The sequence below is a fragment of the Sphingobacterium sp. UT-1RO-CII-1 genome (genome assembly GCF_026711005.1).
Lineage (GTDB): Bacteria > Bacteroidota > Bacteroidia > Sphingobacteriales > Sphingobacteriaceae > Sphingobacterium.
On the sequence record NZ_JAPPVJ010000002.1, the window covers coordinates 197587 to 214549 of the forward strand.

Below are 16963 nucleotides of genomic sequence, written 5' to 3' on the forward strand. Positions count from 1 at the left end.
CAATTAACTAAACAAACACAGACTTATGTTGTAAAATTAACATAATTTAACAATTGTGAATTGTTGATAATTTATCCGACCTATTGTCTGTCAAATCCGAGAATTGTAACAAACCTTTATAATGCAAGCATAATAAATAATTGAAGTAGACATTATCGTTATTGTATATAAGCATAGGTAATACCATCCCCCCCTCTATCCGCATGTTCATCTTCAAAATGAGAGATATGACTATATTTTCTTAGATATTCTCTAACAAATTTTCTTAAAATACCGTCACCTTTTCCATGTAAGATTTTAAGACTGGGATATCCAATCATAACAGCTCGATCAAGAACTGTCTCTATTTGACGTAAAGCATCTTCTGTACGCATACCTCTTACATCTACTTCTGGTTGAAAATCAGCAACAGATTCAGTTGCAAGTGAACGATGGCGCTTTACTACCTTCGCCTTTTCCTTACCTCTTAATTTTTCAACCTTGTTTTTCTTGACAACAGTTCGTAATTCACCTAAAGCTAAAATTAGATTATTACCTTTGGACACCTCTAAGACTTGTGCTTCTGTGCCTGCGTCAATAATCTTAACCCAATCCCCTACTTCAATACTATCATCAATATCAATAATTTTAGTGACTTCTTTCTCCTTAGGCTTGGTTGTATGCTTATCTATTGCTTGATTTAAGTTTTTCCGAATCTCTTTAGTTCTATCACGATCAGCTTGAGCTGATTTAATATCCGCGATAGTATTTTCGACTAATCTATTTGCATCTTTTAGAATTTGCTTAGCTTGATCCTTAGCTTCCTTAATAATCAGCCGTTTATTATCTTCCAAGTAAGTTTGTAACTCTTCGTACTCTTCTTTTAAACTGACTAACTCTTTCTCTCTTTTTCCGATAGCCTGTTTCGTATCATAGACCATCTTCTTATCACGCTCTAGGTCAACCAACAAAGTATCCACTTTCTTTTGCTGGGTACCGATTTTTTCTTTCGCAGACTCTAAAATATCCTTGCTCAAACCTATTTTTTGCGCAATTTCAAAAGCATAAGAACTTCCTGGCTTACCTACCTGCAAGATATACAATGGTTTCATCGCGGCATTATCAAAAAGCATAGAAGCATTCTCTAAACCTTCTGTATTACTCGCATAAAGCTTCAAATTAGAATAATGCGTAGTAATAACACCCCGAACAGACTTTTTATGTAAAGCTTCCAATACAGCTTCAGCTATAGGCCCACCAAATTGCGGATCCGTACCGGTACCAAATTCATCTATCAATATAAGCGTCCTCGCATTTGCAAAGATTGTAAAATGCTTCATCTTTGAAAGATGAGCACTATAAGTACTTAAATCACTTTCTATAGATTGATCATCTCCTATATCTGCGAAGATTTGCTTAAACACCCCCATTACTGAAGTCTCATCTGCTGGAATCAATATCCCCGATTGCACCATGAGCTGCAATAAACCAACCGTCTTCATACATACAGATTTCCCTCCAGCATTCGGACCCGAAACTAAAATAATACGATCAATATGATCTATCTTTATGTGCAAAGGAACAACAGGTCCTTGTTTATCCTTTTTTTCATTTAAAAGCAAAAGGGGATGTCGGGCATCAACGAGGTTAATTTCTGCATCCTTTGAAAGTATAGGCATTTCAGCCTCTAATTCAATCGCAAACAAAGCTTTTGCACGCACAAAATCAACCTTACTCATCAACCTATGATAAGCTAGTAATAAGTCGATATGTGGGCGAAGTTCTGTAGTTAACTGTGTAAGTATACGTATAACTTCTCTTCGTCGCTCAAAGGATAAATCTCTAACCTTATTGTTTAGGTGAAATATTTCTTCAGGCTCAATGTAAGCTGTTTGACCTGTAGCAGATTCATCATGAATAAAACCTTTTAGTTTTCGTTTATTCTCCGCTAATATCGGAATACATAGGCGGCCATCACGTATTGTTAAATTACCATCAGCAGTCCAACCGTTATTTTGAGCCTGTTTAAAAACTTGGTCAATTCGTTTTCTAGCTTCCTGTTCACTCTTAAGAATTTGCTGACTAAGATCTAACAACAACCGTGAAGCATTATCCTTCATATGCCCCCGCTCGTCGATAACTTGTTCAATCTGTCTTACAATACGAGGTTCAACTGGCAAGTGTTCAAATAAAAGCTCTAAGTTTTGATACTGTGTTTCTCTATCTTTAAAATATCGAATTACAGCGTAAACAGTACGTAATGATAATAAAACCCTATGGAATTCCTCTTCTGTTAAAAATGAACCTTCTACTTTTGCCTTTTCCGCTAGAGGCTTTATTGGATATAAGTGATCGACAGGCAAAGGAGCGTCATGCTCCAGTAAGTCTTTGAACTCTTTTGTCTGACGTAAAAATCTATCTATCTGTTCAATCTTAACCTGAGGTTGTATACGTCCTACAAGCTCCCTCCCTGACTCACTCAAACACTTTTCTTGAATAAGTTTTTTTATATCACTATAGCCGAGTTTATCGGCAGCATTCTCTGGAAATATCATTTTCATAATTCAATTCTAGAAACCTTCAAAACATTAGGCTTCATTCGGGTTTGATTGGCTCTAACTTTTTCTGTCCAATTGGATTAATCTCTTTTCGTAGTTTTACACTATCCGATAAATCCTCTTCATTTGTTCCCACCCTATCTTCATTCAACTCTTCTTCGTCCTCATTTTCTACCTCAACAAGAGGTACATTAACACCGTAAACTTTTAATATCGGCATCCCAATTCTCTTTAATAAAAGCTCTGTGTTTATTTTATAATCATATGGAATACTATCTTGTTTAACTTTTAGTATCAGTGCCTCGCTTTCCTCTTTTAATGCGATGTAATGTTGGGCTATACGCATACTGTCATTAACTCGAGCAAACTCGAGCGAGTCCGAAATTTGAAACTCTCTATCATATCCAGTAAGATTGCTATTCACTAAACTATAAATTTCTTTCGCAACAACCGGATTTTGCAGATAGTGGGTTAAATTTCGTTTAAATTCTGTCGAATCAATCTGATATTTAACAAAAACCTGTTCATACATGCTCTCAATTATTTTCCGAGTACTGTCCACAGGTAAAGAATTCATGTATCCATCTATCAAGTGTACCTCCGTCAAAAGGTTTGCCATTTCATTTTTACTTAAATAGCCTCTTTCTGCAGACCTATTGCAAGAAATAGTAAAAAAAAACGACGACAATAAAAACAGTAATAAGCGTTGCATTTTGTAAGTTTGTACAAAATTACAAAAAGGCATCTGAATAACCGCTTTTTAAGTCCTTGAACTTTGAATTTACTTAAGATGAGTATTGCTACAAATATAGAAACGCTACAAGCCGAATTAAAACCTATCGGTGTCACATTAGTAGCGGTTTCAAAAACAAAATCTAATGAAGATATAATGTTGGCCTATGAAGCAGGTCAACGCATATTTGGTGAAAATATGGTGCAGGAAATGGTTGCAAAGGCAGAAAGTTTGCCAAAAGATATTGAGTGGCATCAAATTGGTCATTTACAAACCAATAAGGTAAAATATATAGCTCCCTTCGTTGCAATGATTGAATCCGTCGATTCAATAAAAATATTAAAAGAGATAAACAAGCATGCACTAAGACATGATCGTGTAATTGATTGTTTATTACAAGTGCATATTGCAGATGAAGATAACAAGTTCGGACTAGATCATGCCGAATTAATTGAACTCTTAAGGGATGAAGAATTTTCAACATTAGAGAATGTTCGAGTCCGTGGATTAATGGGGATTGCGACGAACACGGACAATGAAAAAGTAATAAAAGAAGAATTCTATGAGTTGAAAATGCTATTCGATGGAATAAAAACAAGCTTTTTTAGAAAAGAGGATAGCTTTGACACCTTATCTATGGGGATGTCATCCGATTATCAGCTAGCAATTGCAAACGGAAGCAACCTGGTGCGATTGGGAAGTACTATTTTCGGAAAAAGAATAGTGAAGCACTATAAGTTGAACAGTAGCGATAAAGCAGAAGATTAAATGTAAGAGGTGCAATACTTACCTCTGTTAAAATATTAAAATAAAAACGGATAAAAACCAATTCGTTTTATAAAAACAATAATGATTATATGAATTTGCGCTTAGCGTGCACAATTTTACTGACAACGCCTATTTTATGGCTATCATGTAATACAGAAGAAAAAGGAACTAAGCAAAATTTAGGGTATGAGGAGATTTTGGCTAAACGAGATAGTCTGCATTATCAAGTAAAATATTTCAAAGATTTTAGTCCTTATTTCTCTAAAACTGAAGAAGGAATAGATTCCACTTATTTCGAAGGTACTTTTCCTGTGTTTACTGATTCTATAAATGAGATGGTAAAAGAAGCTATATTTATAAATGGCGAAAAGAACATCTATGAAGTTTCTGATAATTTCATTTCTGCTTTTAATGAGTTTGCAGAAGATGTAATAAACAATCCTACAGGGTACTATGGAGCGTGGTTCTTAAAACAAGATTGTAGAATAGAATTAAATAACGGGTATTTTCTTACATTAGTGAATAATATCAGTGAATATACAGGAGGTGCTCATGGTATGGAAGTGGAACTTTGGTATAATTACGATTTAGAACAAAGTAAAAAACTTAAACTGGAAGATATTATACAGGATAGCGTAGAATTTAGAAAATTAGTAGAACGCCATTTTCGTAAACATGAGAATTTAACTGATACTAGTACCTACGGAGGAAACTATTTTTTCTCTAAAGGAGAATTTATATTAGCAGATAACTTCGGATTCAATAAAGAAGGACTTATTTTTCATTATAACGTATACGAAATAAAGGCTTATGCCGACGGCCCTACGACCTTATTAATACCCTATGAAGATTTGGACGGATTTTTAACGGAAACCGGAAATCGTTTACGGAACAGTGTTGTAGATATAAGATGACACATTTGAATATAATAATAAATGCAAGTATTTAAATTTGGAGGAGCATCCGTTAAAGATGCTGATAGTATTAGGAATGTCGCATCAATTATCGCGAAATACCAGCAAGAAAAATTACTAGTTGTAGTTTCTGCCACTGGGAAAACTACAAACAGATTAGAGGAAGTAACAGAAAGTTACTTCGATCAGAAAGGTGACTACCACGCGCTGCTTGCTAAAATTAAAGAAGAGCATCAACACGTATTAGAGGAACTGTTCCCTGACAAGACATCGCCTGTGTTTGATGATGTGGCCAATAGTTTTGTTGAAATTGATTGGATTTTAGAAGAAGAGCCCCAAGACTCTTATGACTATCTATACGATCAAATTGTATCAATCGGTGAAATTGTATCCTCTAAAATGTTAGCAGCATACACAGCGTCTTTAGGCATAAAAATACGCTGGATCGATGCGCGAGATTATATTTTCACAGATAATAACTACCGAGAAGCAGTAGTAGATTGGGATAAAACTGAAGACAAAATAAACAAAGATTTACCTTCAATTCTGGATAACGAAATAGCTATTACGCAGGGTTTTATAGGTTCTACATCAGAAAATTTCACAACCACCCTAGGTCGTGAGGGTTCCGATTATTCGGCGGCAATATTTGCTTCCTGCTTAAATGTGCAGGATATCATAATTTGGAAAGATGTACCTGGCGTATTAAATGCCGACCCAAAATGGTTTGACCCAACAGAATTAATTCCTGAACTATCTTATACGGACGCTATTGAATTGACATATTATGGCGCAACAGTCATACACCCTAAAACAATCAAGCCTCTTCAAAATAAGAAGATAACTTTAAATGTACGCTCTTTTCTAAATCCGGAAGCTACAGGCACTTTGATAAGAACTACAAATCAAGGTTTGCCGGTCCCTTCTTTCATATTTAAAGTAAACCAAGTATTAGTGAATATTCAGCCACGTGATTTCTCATTTATTGTAGAAGACAATCTAAGCCATATATTCAACACTTTCCATAGCCATCGTATTAAAGTTAATATGATGCACAACACAGCTATCAGCTTTTCGGTAAGTATTGATGACACGGGCAAGAATGTAGAGGATCTTTTAGAAGAACTAAATAAGCGCTATAAAGTAAGTATGGAGAAAGGCTTAGAGTTGATAACGATTCGCTATTTCAACCAGGAGACTATTGACCGTGTGTTAGTACAAAAAGAAATAATCAGAGAGCTTAAAGACAGTTACACTTGCCAGCTATTGGTGAAAAACAAAATAGCTGAATAAACAAGCAGTATCCCGATTAATAAAACTACGGGGCTAATCAGAAGGGACTACAACATGAATACAGCGATTCTAAACAATCGTGTTCAAGAATATATTTGGGAGCACCAAGACATTTCTCCTGCTGCTATTGCTTTACAGAAAAGTCCTTTTGGCCATGTTTCCTCAAGCGAGTTAGCTACCCAAATCGACGCTTTGCAACGTACAAAAAGAAAAATACCGCTATGGTCATTAAAGAAAGGAATTTACTTTCCAAACAAGCTAAATCTCGAACAATGCTCTTCACAAGAAACAGCTTTATTTAAAGCTTCTCTTATTCAGAAAAATGCACAGATAATCGACCTAACAGGCGGTTTTGGCGTTGATAGTTTTTTTTTAGCAAATAACGCAAAAAACTTAATACATTGCGAGCTAGATGCCAAATTATCCTCAATTGTTTCTTACAATATGAAACAATTGGGACAGAATAATATAACTTGTATGGCAGGAGATGGAATAAGTTACTTAAATAAAAGTGCGCCTATATTTGATGTTATCTATCTTGATCCGTCGCGACGTGTTCAGCAAAAGAAAGTTTTCCGACTTGCCGACTGCGAGCCTGATATCCTAAAACTTCAAGAGCTCTTTTTTTCCAAATCAAAAGTGGTCATGACAAAGCTAGCTCCTCTCCTTGATATACATGCTGCGTTACTAGATTTGCCCTACGTTAGTGATGTCTATACCATTAGCTTAAATAATGATTGCAAAGAGTTATTATTTATACAACGTAAGGATTATGTTCATTATCCGCAAATACACGCAGTCCAACTCGCTGCAAACGAAAACAAAATCTTTACCTTCAATTACAAAGAAGAGAAAGAGGCAAAACCTACTTATGAAGTACCTCAAAACTTTCTATACGACCCTGATGTCGCTTTGACTAAAGCTGGTGCATTTAAATCTATCGCTACTCGTTATAACCTAGCTAAACTACACATCAGCACCCATTTATATACCAGTGTACAACTTTGTAAAGATTTTCCAGGACGTAGGTTCACTATTTTAAAAACCATTCCTCTTTCTTCCTTTAAGAAGCAAAATAAAATAAAGCAAGCTAACGTCATCATTAAGAATTTTCCTTTAAAAGTCGATGAAGTAAAGAAAAAATATAAACTAACAGATGGTGGGGATACCTATCTGTTTTTTACAAAACAACATAATGACCAATATATAGTTATCGTCGCCGAACGTATATAGATTAACTTATTTTCCAATACCCCATTTCAATCTGTACAGAATACGGTGTGTAACAAAAGTTGCCGTTAATAAGCAAGTTTTATGACACTTTTGTTGAAACATTCAACAGGTATATGGAAATTTTAGGATATATAGCATCTATTCTTATTGGTATAGCACTTGGTTTAATAGGTGGCGGCGGGAGTATTCTTACAGTACCAGTATTGGTCTACTTGTTTTCGATAAATCCCGTATTAGCAACTGCCTATTCTCTTTTCATTGTTGGCGCTACAAGTGTTGTTGGTTCATTTTCGTATTTCAAAAAAGGACTAGTTAATATAAAAACAGCTATCGTTTTTGGTATTCCGTCCCTACTATCTGTTTATTTTACTCGAGCATATATTGTCCCTGCTATTCCCGAAGTGGTTTTTGAGATCAATAATTTCATTGTTACCAAGAATATTCTGCTCATGTTAGTCTTTGCTCTGTTAATGATATTTGCATCATACAGCATGATTAAAAAAGCCCCTAGCGAATCAGAAATTACAAGAGAAAAACAGCAGTTTAATTATCCTTTAATTTTGCTGGAGGGTACCATAGTTGGTATACTTACAGGTTTAGTGGGTGCTGGTGGAGGTTTCTTAATTATCCCTGCTCTAGTAATACTTAGTAAATTACCTATGAAAGAAGCAATAGGTACCTCTCTTGCTATCATATCAGCGAAATCACTCATTGGGTTTCTAGGAGAAACTACAAGTTCAGCTATAGATTGGTCACTATTATTAAGCATTACTAGTTTAGCTATATTAGGTATTTTAATTGGCACCTTACTATCTAGGAAAATTAATGGAAATAAACTAAAACCTGCTTTCGGATGGTTTGTTCTTTTTATGGGGATATATATCATAGTAAAAGAACTATGGTTGTAGACGGAAGGTTATTAAAGGGTAAACAAAAATTTCTTTATGTAACTTATGTAACCGTCTGATAAGAATAAAATGTTGATTTTTGGATAAATAGAAATAAATAGTAACACCTTATAAAATATAATATTATGTTTTTTCAACACATATATGATAAAAGTTTAGCACAGGCTAGTTATATGCTCGGCTGTCAAGCCAAAGGAGAGGCAATAGTAATTGATGCACAGCGTGATATTGATGTATACTTGAAAATTGCTAAGGAAAACAATCTAACGATTACACATATTACAGAAACACACATCCATGCAGATTTTCTATGTGGATCTAGAGAATTAGCTGCCGCTACTGGTGCAAGTATCTATCTTTCAGATGAAGGCGGTGAGGATTGGCAATATGAATTTCCCCATGAGGGCTTAAAACATGGAGATATCATAAAAGTAGGTAACATAAGCTTAGAAGTATTGCATACACCAGGTCACACACCAGAGAGTATTAGCTTTTTACTTACCGATCATCCTGCAAGTAATGAGCCTGTTATGGTCTTTACGGGAGACTTTGTTTTTGTTGGCGATATAGGTCGTCCGGATTTGCTCGAAAAAGCAGCAGGTATAGTAGGCACCCAAGAAAAAGGTGCACAACAGATGTATGATTCTATAAAACGGTTCTCCCAACTACCCGAATATATACAGGTATGGCCGGGACATGGTGCGGGATCTGCTTGTGGAAAATCTTTAGGTGCAGTACCAAGCTCTACAGTAGGCTACGAAAAGATACGCAATTGGGCATTCCAATACGAAAATAACGAGCAAGGTTTTATTAACTATCTATTAGAAGGACAGCCAGAGCCTCCACGTTACTTTGCTATGATGAAGCATTTAAATAAGGTGAACCGTCCCCTATTAGTTGAAGTACCTAAACATGTAAGACTTTCAACCGAAGACTTTAACAGTGCGCAGGCTCATGGTCTAAAAGTTATTGATACAAGAGATAAGGTCGCTTTTGCTCAAGGTTATATACCAGGTAGTTTAAATATCCAAAATAACAATTCTTTTTCAACCTGGATGGGTTGGCAACTCAATTATGAAGAGCAGTTTATTTTAGTTGCAGACGATGCTGACATGGAAGATTTAACCCGCAAATTAATGCGTATCGGTATGGATAATATATATGGCTACATCTCTGATGTTCATGAATTAGGTATCACCTTAGATAAAGCGGACGTAATTAATGTGACCGAGTTTAAAACTTTTCTTGATAAGGAAGATACTCAAATTGTTGATGTCCGTGGTTCCACAGAATATGAAACGGCCCACATAGAAGGAGCTGATAATATATTTGTAGGAACACTACAAAACAATTTAGATCAATTCGATAAGGAAAACCTAATAGTAATACATTGTCAAGCTGGAGACCGCTCAGCAATAGCATACTCGATCTTAAAAAAGAATGGTTTTAAAAATGTAAAAAATTATTCTGGTGGAATGAAAGAGTGGAAAGCACTAAATAATCCGACAGTATAAATAACACTGTTGGTTAAACAATAAAATGATTTTTCATGTTAAAAGCATTAAAAAAGATGTTTATTAAAAAAGATCAAAACACATTATCTAAAGAAGAACTATTAAAAGCTTATTTAGTAGATGTTCGTACAACAGCTGAATTTGATGAGGGAAACGTAGTAGGTTCTACCTGTATTCCCTTAAACAAGATCGAGCAAAACTTAGCCAAGTTTAAAGGTAAAGATACTATTGTGCTATTTTGCAAAAGTGGAAATAGAAGTGAACAAGCTAAAAACATTTTAGAACGCCATGGTATTAAAAATGTACATAATGCAGGTGGGTGGGAAAAAGTGCAAAAAGCTCTGGATAACGACGAATAAATGAAAGAGTTTTGGGATAATCGATATAGCAGCACTATCTACATATACGGCGAAGACCCCAACATCTATTTGACCGAGAAGTTGGACACAGTTAACACTGGCAATGCTTTATTTGTAGCAGAAGGCGAAGGTAGAAATGCCGTATATGCTGCCGAACTCGGATGGAAGGTTTCTGCGTTTGATCAAAGTTCACAAGCGAAAGAGAAAGCATTGCAACTAGCAAAAAGAAAGAACGTCAATATAACTTATACTGTTAACTCCATAGAAAGTATAGACTACGAAACTGAGAGCTTCGACCTGATTGCATTTATTTATGCACATTTTCCTGCAGAAAAAAGGCGACGTTATCATAGAAAAGTAGCTGGTTATCTAAAGAAAGATGGTCTTCTACTACTCGAAGGTTTTGCTCAATCACATGTAGACAATCAAGCAAAAAACCATACAGCTGGTGGACCAAAAGATCATCATATGTTATTTGATATCGACGATTTAAAAACAGACTTTGAAGATTTTGATTTTATAGAGGCTTTAGAAGCGGAGTGTTATTTAGCTGAGGGAGAATTACATAATGGAAAAGCGAATGTGGTGCGTGTTTTTGCAAGAAAAAAGTGATTAGATTTGTTATCACTTTTTCACTACGAAAACAAAAGTTATTGAGTACAACTCAATATATAGCTATGAAATTCTCTCGTTTAACAAAGAATAAGAAATCATAACTACGAAGCATCATGAATGCCATAAAAATAAATAATACACATATGAAAAATTACTTAAAAAACTGGGATTTAATGCGGATATTACGCTTAATCATTGGAATTATTGTGATTGGACAAGGTTTTAGTGCGGGGCAGTGGACAATTGTAGGTCTCGGTGCATTGTTTACACTTTTACCTCTATTCAATGCTAGTATGTGCTCTATAGGTGCCTGTAGTGTGCCGAACAAAAAAAATAGAAAATTTAAAGCAGAAGAAGTTACTTATGAAGAAGTAAAATAATGCACTATTTTTCAACTTATTTTCTAAAACATATAATTAATATACACTAGAAATGTAGCTTGGATTTCTTTATATTCAAAGCTTAACAATGGAGAAATTAGTAATTAAATATAAAATAAAGACTTTTAACGATGACATTTAATGAAATAATAAATCAAGATAAACCTGTACTGGTTGATTTTTTTGCAGAGTGGTGCGGTCCCTGTAAAATTCAAGCTCCAGTACTTGACGAATTAAAAGAAAGAGTTGGTGATAGTGCTTCAATCATAAAAATAGATGTGGACAAAAATCCACAAGTGGCCTCTCAATTTGCTATACGAGGGGTTCCTACATTGATTATTTTTAAAAATGGTGAAATCAAATGGCGTCAATCAGGAGTTTTTCAAGCGAATGAACTGGAAAGACTTATTAAAGAAAATATATAACTTTTATCCCAGAGGATATTCGGGTTCTCTGGGATAAATTTCGCTTTAGCGAATTTCTTTTGCATCTATCTATTATTTTAGTGTTCTAAATTTTTCTTGGTGCTGATGCCCGCATTCCATTGTAAAATAAAAGAACTGCGATTACCAACAGAAATATAAAAGAGTATACCCAATCTTGGCTCACGTCAAATAATGCTCCAAATAAAAGCGGACCAAAACCTGCTAATAAATAACCCACAGACTGTGCCATTCCTGATAAACGCATAGCTAAATTTGAGCTAGTTGTACGGATAGAAAAGAATAACATCACCATACCAAATGACAAACCATTAGCTACTCCAAAAAACATACAAGCAGCAAAAGCATAATCCATTCCAAAAAATAGTAATAATAAAATAGCTGTTATAAAACTTATGCCTGCGACTACCATCATTGGTCTCTGATCCACCATTCTACTCGCAATAATAGGTCCTACAAACGATATAGGAATCATAGCAAACTGCATATATGACAGCATCCAACCCGCATCTTCAGCCTGCATACCGTAGCTCTGTAGAACCACTGGTAGCCAAGCGACTAAGCAATAGTAGACAACTGACTGTAGTCCCATAAAAAGACTAATATTCCAGGCTAAACTAATTTTATATAAATTATTCTTTTCTCTAACAGTATGTTTTTTACTTGTCTCGCTATTTCTTCTCACATTTAGCAATAAAAGAAGCCATATAAGCAATGTTAATAGTGCGGGGATAATCCACACGCCCAATGACCCTTTCCATCCCATACCTAACAAATCACCTATCTGCACACTTAATCCTGCCGCCAAAGCAGCAGTCAAATTCATGGCTACTGAATAAACACCTGTCATAACACCTACATGCTCTGGGAACTGCTTTTTTACAAAACCTGGCATCACAACATTTCCTACACAAATCCCTAATCCTACCATAGCTGTTCCTAGGTAAAGAGTCGTTAATGTTCCTGCAACACGTAAATACAAACCGATTAACAACAAAATAACAGATAATACCATTAAACGTTCAATAGGATGTTTGGTAGATAAAGCTCCAACAAAGCCTGATAAAGCAGCAAACATAAACAAAGGTACTGCTGTCAACAACCCAGCTTCTACATTACTAAGTTGAAAATAAGTTACTATATCAGAAACAACAGGGCCTACAGCCGTAAGTGGAGACCGTAAGTTAGTAGCAGCAAAGACAACGGCAACCACCGCTATCAAAAACAGCACATCAGTAGAGGCCTTCTGCTTATTATTATTTAAATTACTATCCATATGCCAAAGATACATGACATATATTAGTTATATTCGCCAATAATCACATGTTAAACGACATCTAAAAAAGCGATAGTACAATGCAAGTCGATAAGCAGTCTAAACCTTATTTTGTACTCTACGAAGAAAACTGGGTCCATGAAAAGGATTTTCATCAGCATGAACGTGCACAACTAGTTTATGTTTTAGAAGGCTTTCAGAACATACATGTTCATGATAATGTTTATTTAGTGCCCAAAAATCATGTTATTTGGGTTCCTCCTAACTTAACTCATAAAACTATTACAAGTTCAAAAACAATAAAAATTATGACTCTGTTTTTCAAGCTTAAGGATGATAGAGAGAGTTTTTATAATCAAGTACGCGTCTTTTCCTCCCCTACAGTATTAAGTGAAATGTTATTTTATGCAGAGAAATGGAGTATGTCGATGCATGAAACTCGAGAAGAATATTATTTTCTAAAAGCGATTTTATATGAACTGCCTCATTTCTGGAACAATGCAATAAAACTGTCGCTACCTGCTGCTAAAGACCCAAAAATAATGGCTTTAACAAATTATTTACAAAAAAACTACGATAGAAAAATACCGTACAATATAATTGCTGATGAACACTCCATGTCGCAACGAACAATGGAGAGGCTCTTTAAAAAAGATCTTGGAATTACAGTTTCAAAATATATACAGATCCTACGAATCATAAAAAGTTTAGAATTCTTATCGAGTTCCAATTTCTCTATTCAACAAATAAGTGATTTAGTTGGCTATCAGAGTGCACAAGCCTTTAGTAATAGTTTTCTTCAGATAATGCATTATAGCCCGCAACTATTTAGAAAAAACACTTTGTAATAATTGTTTATCTTAAAAAAACAAAGTTAATCTTTGCTTACATTACATAATATTTCTATATTTGTTGCGCATTGCATAGCAAAGCACTAATCATAACCTTCCATAGTGTAGGTCTTGATTTATAAAGAAGTGGTGAGAGACTGGCTCTATGACCCGCTGGCAACCTTCAAAACGTTTGAAAAGGTGCCAATTCCTGTCCAAAATAATATCGTTTTGGAGCATATAAATAACTACAGACAATGAACACAAGAAAGAACAAACAAGAAAAGTCGCTATTTTACAACAAGCTTACACAAATACTATGTTGTAAGTTCATTATTGAACGAATGCGATAGTCGTTCGTGATAATTGGCAAACGCTTTTAGTTGCTATACTTTAAGTGTTTTAATATTCTCCAACCATGAACGACTAACATCATACCACAGGTATTATAGCGTATACCACTCCATTATTATTTATAACAATAACAAAAAAACAATATGTCACAGAACAAAAATTTACAATTTGAAACACTGCAAGTACACGCAGGTCAAGTAGTCGATCCAACTACGGGCTCCAGAGCTCTTCCTATATACCAAACATCATCTTATGTATTTGAAAACGCTGAACATGGCGCCAACCTTTTTGCACTAAAACAGTTTGGTAACATATACACACGGATTATGAATCCGACAACTGATGTTTTCGAGAAACGCATCGCTGCTTTAGAAGGTGGCGTTGCAGCTGTAGCTGTTTCTTCGGGTCAGGCGGCGCAATTTATTGCACTAAACAATATACTGGAAGCTGGTGATAATTTTGTAGCTGGGGCAAATCTTTATGGAGGAACTTACAACCAGTTTAAAGTTGCCTTTAAACGCTTGGGTATCGAAGTACGTTTCGCTGCTGATAGTGATGCTGATAATATCGAGAAATTAATTGATGACAATACAAAAGCTATCTTCTTAGAAACTATAGGAAATCCAAGTTATAACATTCCGGATTTCGAAAAAATAACCTTAGTAGCAAAAAAATATGATTTACCGATTATCGTAGACAATACTTTCGGAGCAGGGGGTTACCTATTCAAACCATTAGAGCACGGTGCACATGTAGTCGTTGAATCGGCTACAAAATGGATCGGTGGCCATGGTACCAGTATTGGTGGTGTAATCGTTGATGGTGGAAATTACAATTGGGGCAATGGTAAATTCAAACAATTCTCAGAGCCTTCCGAAGGGTATCACGGATTAGTTTTCTCAGAAGTATTCGGTCCAGAAGGTCCATTTGGGAATATTCAATTTGCTATCCGCGCACGTGTCGAAGGTTTACGCGATTTCGGTCCTGCCCTTTCCCCTTTTAACTCTTTCTTATTAGTGCAAGGATTAGAAACTTTATCATTACGTGTACAAAGACATGTTGATAACACCTTAGAGATAGCACAGTGGCTTGAAGCGCACCCTCAAGTTGAATCAGTAAGCTACCCAGGCTTGAAAAGCCACCCATACCACCAAAACGCACAAAAATATTTAAAGAATGGTTATGGTGCAGTATTATCTTTCACAATAAAAGGAGATGGAAACAAAGCCAATGACTTTATCGACTCTTTAGAGTTAATTAGTCATTTAGCTAACGTAGGAGATGCTAAAACTCTAATCATTCACCCTGCGGCAACAACCCACCAACAACTTTCACCCGAAGCCCAAAAAGCAGCTGGTGTTAATGTTGGATCTTTACGCCTATCGGTAGGTATAGAGCATATCGATGATATTAAAGCCGATTTACAACAAGCTTTTGACAAAATCAAAGGTTAGTAATTAAAAAACTGTAGTAATATATACTATAGATTGAAATCAAGCCATTAATCTCTATGTTTGGGTTAATGGTTTGATTTTAAAGTATCTTTTATCTTTAATTTCACAAATTAAAAGCTGTAAAGAGTAAAATTATTAGAACACAAATTGCTTAAAGTTAATATTATACAATGGGTAAAAAATTGGTCATAGGAATGTTTGGCTTTGGTGTGGTAGGCCAAGGATTATATGATATCATAAAAACAAAAGACTTAAACTTAACCATAAAAAAGTTTGTTATCAAAAATGCCGCTAAAGAAAGAAGTTTACCGGCAGATCTATTTACTACAGATGCACAAAGTGTTTTAAATGATCCGGAAATAAACACTATTTTAGAATTAATAGATGATGCAGATGCCGCATTTGCTATTACTAAACAAGCTTTAGAATCAGGTAAAAACGTTGTATCTGCCAATAAAAAGATGATAGCGACTCATCTTGAGGAGCTGGTACAATTACAACAGCAGCACGGTACATCTCTGCTATATGAAGGTGCTGTTTGCGGTAGTATACCTATTATCAGAAATCTAGAAGAATATTATGATAATGAGCTTTTACATGCTGTAAGTGGTATTTTTAATGGGTCATCTAACTATATACTTTCCAAAATATTTAATGAAAATCAGAGTTATGATGACGCTTTACGTAAAGCACAAGAATTAGGCTTTGCAGAAACCGACCCAACTCTTGATGTTGGAGGGTATGATCCTAAGTTTAAATTAGCCATTGTAGCTTCTCATGCTTATGGTATATATGTCAATCCTGATCATATATTAAACCTAGGGATTGATAAGTTAGGAGAACAAGATATTCGCTTTGCAAAAGAGAAGGGATATCGAATAAAACTTGTTCCACAAGCAAAAGAGATCGACAATAAGAATGTTGTTCTCTACGTGTTACCTAAATTTATTGCTAAAGATCATATTTTAGCAAATGTAGAAAATGAAAACAACGGCGTATTAGTTCAGGCAGCCTTCGCTGATCAACAATTTTTCTATGGCAAAGGTGCGGGTGGTCATCCAACAGGCTCTGCCGTATTATCAGATATAACAGCCTTGCGTTATGGATACAAATATGAATACAAAAAACATATTGACGCCGACCAAATAAAATATACAACGGATTATAAATTAAAAGTATATTTACGTTATAAATCAGATGATATAATTGATAAATTACATTTTGATAATATTTCGGAAAGATTTTACGGAGAAGATTTCAAATATATTATCGGTGAAATAAACCTTAACCAGATAATTACTCACAAAGAACTAATCAACCAAAACGGCAATTTCTTAGCAGTCATATCCTAA

Annotated in this window: 16 protein-coding genes and 1 riboswitch; of the genes, 13 read left to right on the forward strand and 3 right to left on the reverse strand. The window is 35.1% G+C overall.

Translation table 11 applies throughout. The annotated features are described in order from the left end of the window. Positions 1 to 158 precede the first annotated feature (158 nt). Positions 159 to 2534, reverse strand: a complete 2376-nt coding sequence (locus tag ORI89_RS04755; RefSeq protein ID WP_268229825.1) for an endonuclease MutS2 — start codon at positions 2532 to 2534, stop codon at positions 159 to 161. A 40-nt stretch (positions 2535 to 2574) separates the two neighbouring features. Next, positions 2575 to 3282, reverse strand: a complete 708-nt coding sequence (locus ORI89_RS04760) for a DUF4296 domain-containing protein (RefSeq protein ID WP_326494301.1) — start codon at positions 3280 to 3282, stop codon at positions 2575 to 2577. Between the two features lie 45 nt (positions 3283 to 3327). Here ORI89_RS04760 and ORI89_RS04765 point away from each other — a divergent pair, with 45 nt between their 5' ends. The 10 genes from ORI89_RS04765 (at position 3328) to trxA (ending at position 11679) form a co-directional block, all read left to right on the forward strand. After that, complete coding sequence (locus ORI89_RS04765; protein ID WP_268229299.1) at positions 3328 to 4038, forward strand: YggS family pyridoxal phosphate-dependent enzyme; 711 nt, start codon at positions 3328 to 3330, stop codon at positions 4036 to 4038. Between the two features lie 89 nt (positions 4039 to 4127). Next, positions 4128 to 4952 (forward strand): DUF3298 and DUF4163 domain-containing protein, encoded by an 825-nt coding sequence (locus ORI89_RS04770; protein WP_268229300.1) that lies wholly within the window; start codon positions 4128 to 4130, stop codon positions 4950 to 4952. A 21-nt stretch (positions 4953 to 4973) separates the two neighbouring features. Further along, positions 4974 to 6245, forward strand: a complete 1272-nt coding sequence (locus tag ORI89_RS04775; RefSeq protein WP_268229301.1) for an aspartate kinase — start codon at positions 4974 to 4976, stop codon at positions 6243 to 6245. Positions 6246 to 6299: 54 nt separating this feature from the next. After that, entirely contained in the window at positions 6300 to 7478 is a 1179-nt protein-coding gene (locus ORI89_RS04780) for a class I SAM-dependent methyltransferase (protein ID WP_268229302.1), read from the forward strand. 113 nt (positions 7479 to 7591) lie between these two features. Further along, entirely contained in the window at positions 7592 to 8386 is a 795-nt protein-coding gene (locus tag ORI89_RS04785) for a sulfite exporter TauE/SafE family protein (protein WP_268229303.1), read from the forward strand. A gap of 125 nt (positions 8387 to 8511) precedes the next feature. Beyond that, positions 8512 to 9900 (forward strand): MBL fold metallo-hydrolase, encoded by a 1389-nt coding sequence (locus tag ORI89_RS04790; protein WP_268229304.1) that lies wholly within the window; start codon positions 8512 to 8514, stop codon positions 9898 to 9900. 35 nt (positions 9901 to 9935) lie between these two features. Beyond that, complete coding sequence (locus ORI89_RS04795) at positions 9936 to 10259, forward strand: rhodanese-like domain-containing protein (protein ID WP_268229305.1); 324 nt, start codon at positions 9936 to 9938, stop codon at positions 10257 to 10259. Next, positions 10260 to 10871: a class I SAM-dependent methyltransferase gene (locus tag ORI89_RS04800; RefSeq protein ID WP_268229306.1), complete on the forward strand. Its 612-nt coding sequence runs from the start codon at positions 10260 to 10262 to the stop codon at positions 10869 to 10871. Between the two features lie 146 nt (positions 10872 to 11017). Next, positions 11018 to 11254: a hypothetical protein gene (locus tag ORI89_RS04805; RefSeq protein ID WP_268229307.1), complete on the forward strand. Its 237-nt coding sequence runs from the start codon at positions 11018 to 11020 to the stop codon at positions 11252 to 11254. 131 nt (positions 11255 to 11385) lie between these two features. Then, positions 11386 to 11679 (forward strand): thioredoxin, encoded by a 294-nt coding sequence (trxA, locus tag ORI89_RS04810; RefSeq protein ID WP_268229308.1) that lies wholly within the window; start codon positions 11386 to 11388, stop codon positions 11677 to 11679. Positions 11680 to 11764: 85 nt separating this feature from the next. On the opposite strand, the gene ORI89_RS04815 is transcribed toward trxA, so the two are convergent. Continuing rightward, on the reverse strand, positions 11765 to 12973 hold the full coding sequence (locus tag ORI89_RS04815; protein ID WP_268229309.1) for a CynX/NimT family MFS transporter: 1209 nt from the start codon (positions 12971 to 12973) through the stop codon (positions 11765 to 11767). 80 nt (positions 12974 to 13053) lie between these two features. Between ORI89_RS04815 and ORI89_RS04820 the strand changes: the two genes are divergently transcribed. From ORI89_RS04820 to ORI89_RS04830, 3 genes are all read left to right on the forward strand, one after another. Further along, positions 13054 to 13821 (forward strand): AraC family transcriptional regulator, encoded by a 768-nt coding sequence (locus tag ORI89_RS04820; protein WP_268229310.1) that lies wholly within the window; start codon positions 13054 to 13056, stop codon positions 13819 to 13821. Between the two features lie 116 nt (positions 13822 to 13937). Continuing rightward, positions 13938 to 14050, forward strand: a riboswitch (SAM riboswitch). Positions 14051 to 14300: 250 nt separating this feature from the next. Continuing rightward, positions 14301 to 15611, forward strand: a complete 1311-nt coding sequence (locus ORI89_RS04825) for an O-acetylhomoserine aminocarboxypropyltransferase/cysteine synthase family protein (protein ID WP_268229311.1) — start codon at positions 14301 to 14303, stop codon at positions 15609 to 15611. A 170-nt stretch (positions 15612 to 15781) separates the two neighbouring features. Beyond that, positions 15782 to 16963, forward strand: coding sequence for a homoserine dehydrogenase (locus tag ORI89_RS04830; protein WP_268229312.1), 1182 nt, complete (start codon positions 15782 to 15784; stop codon positions 16961 to 16963).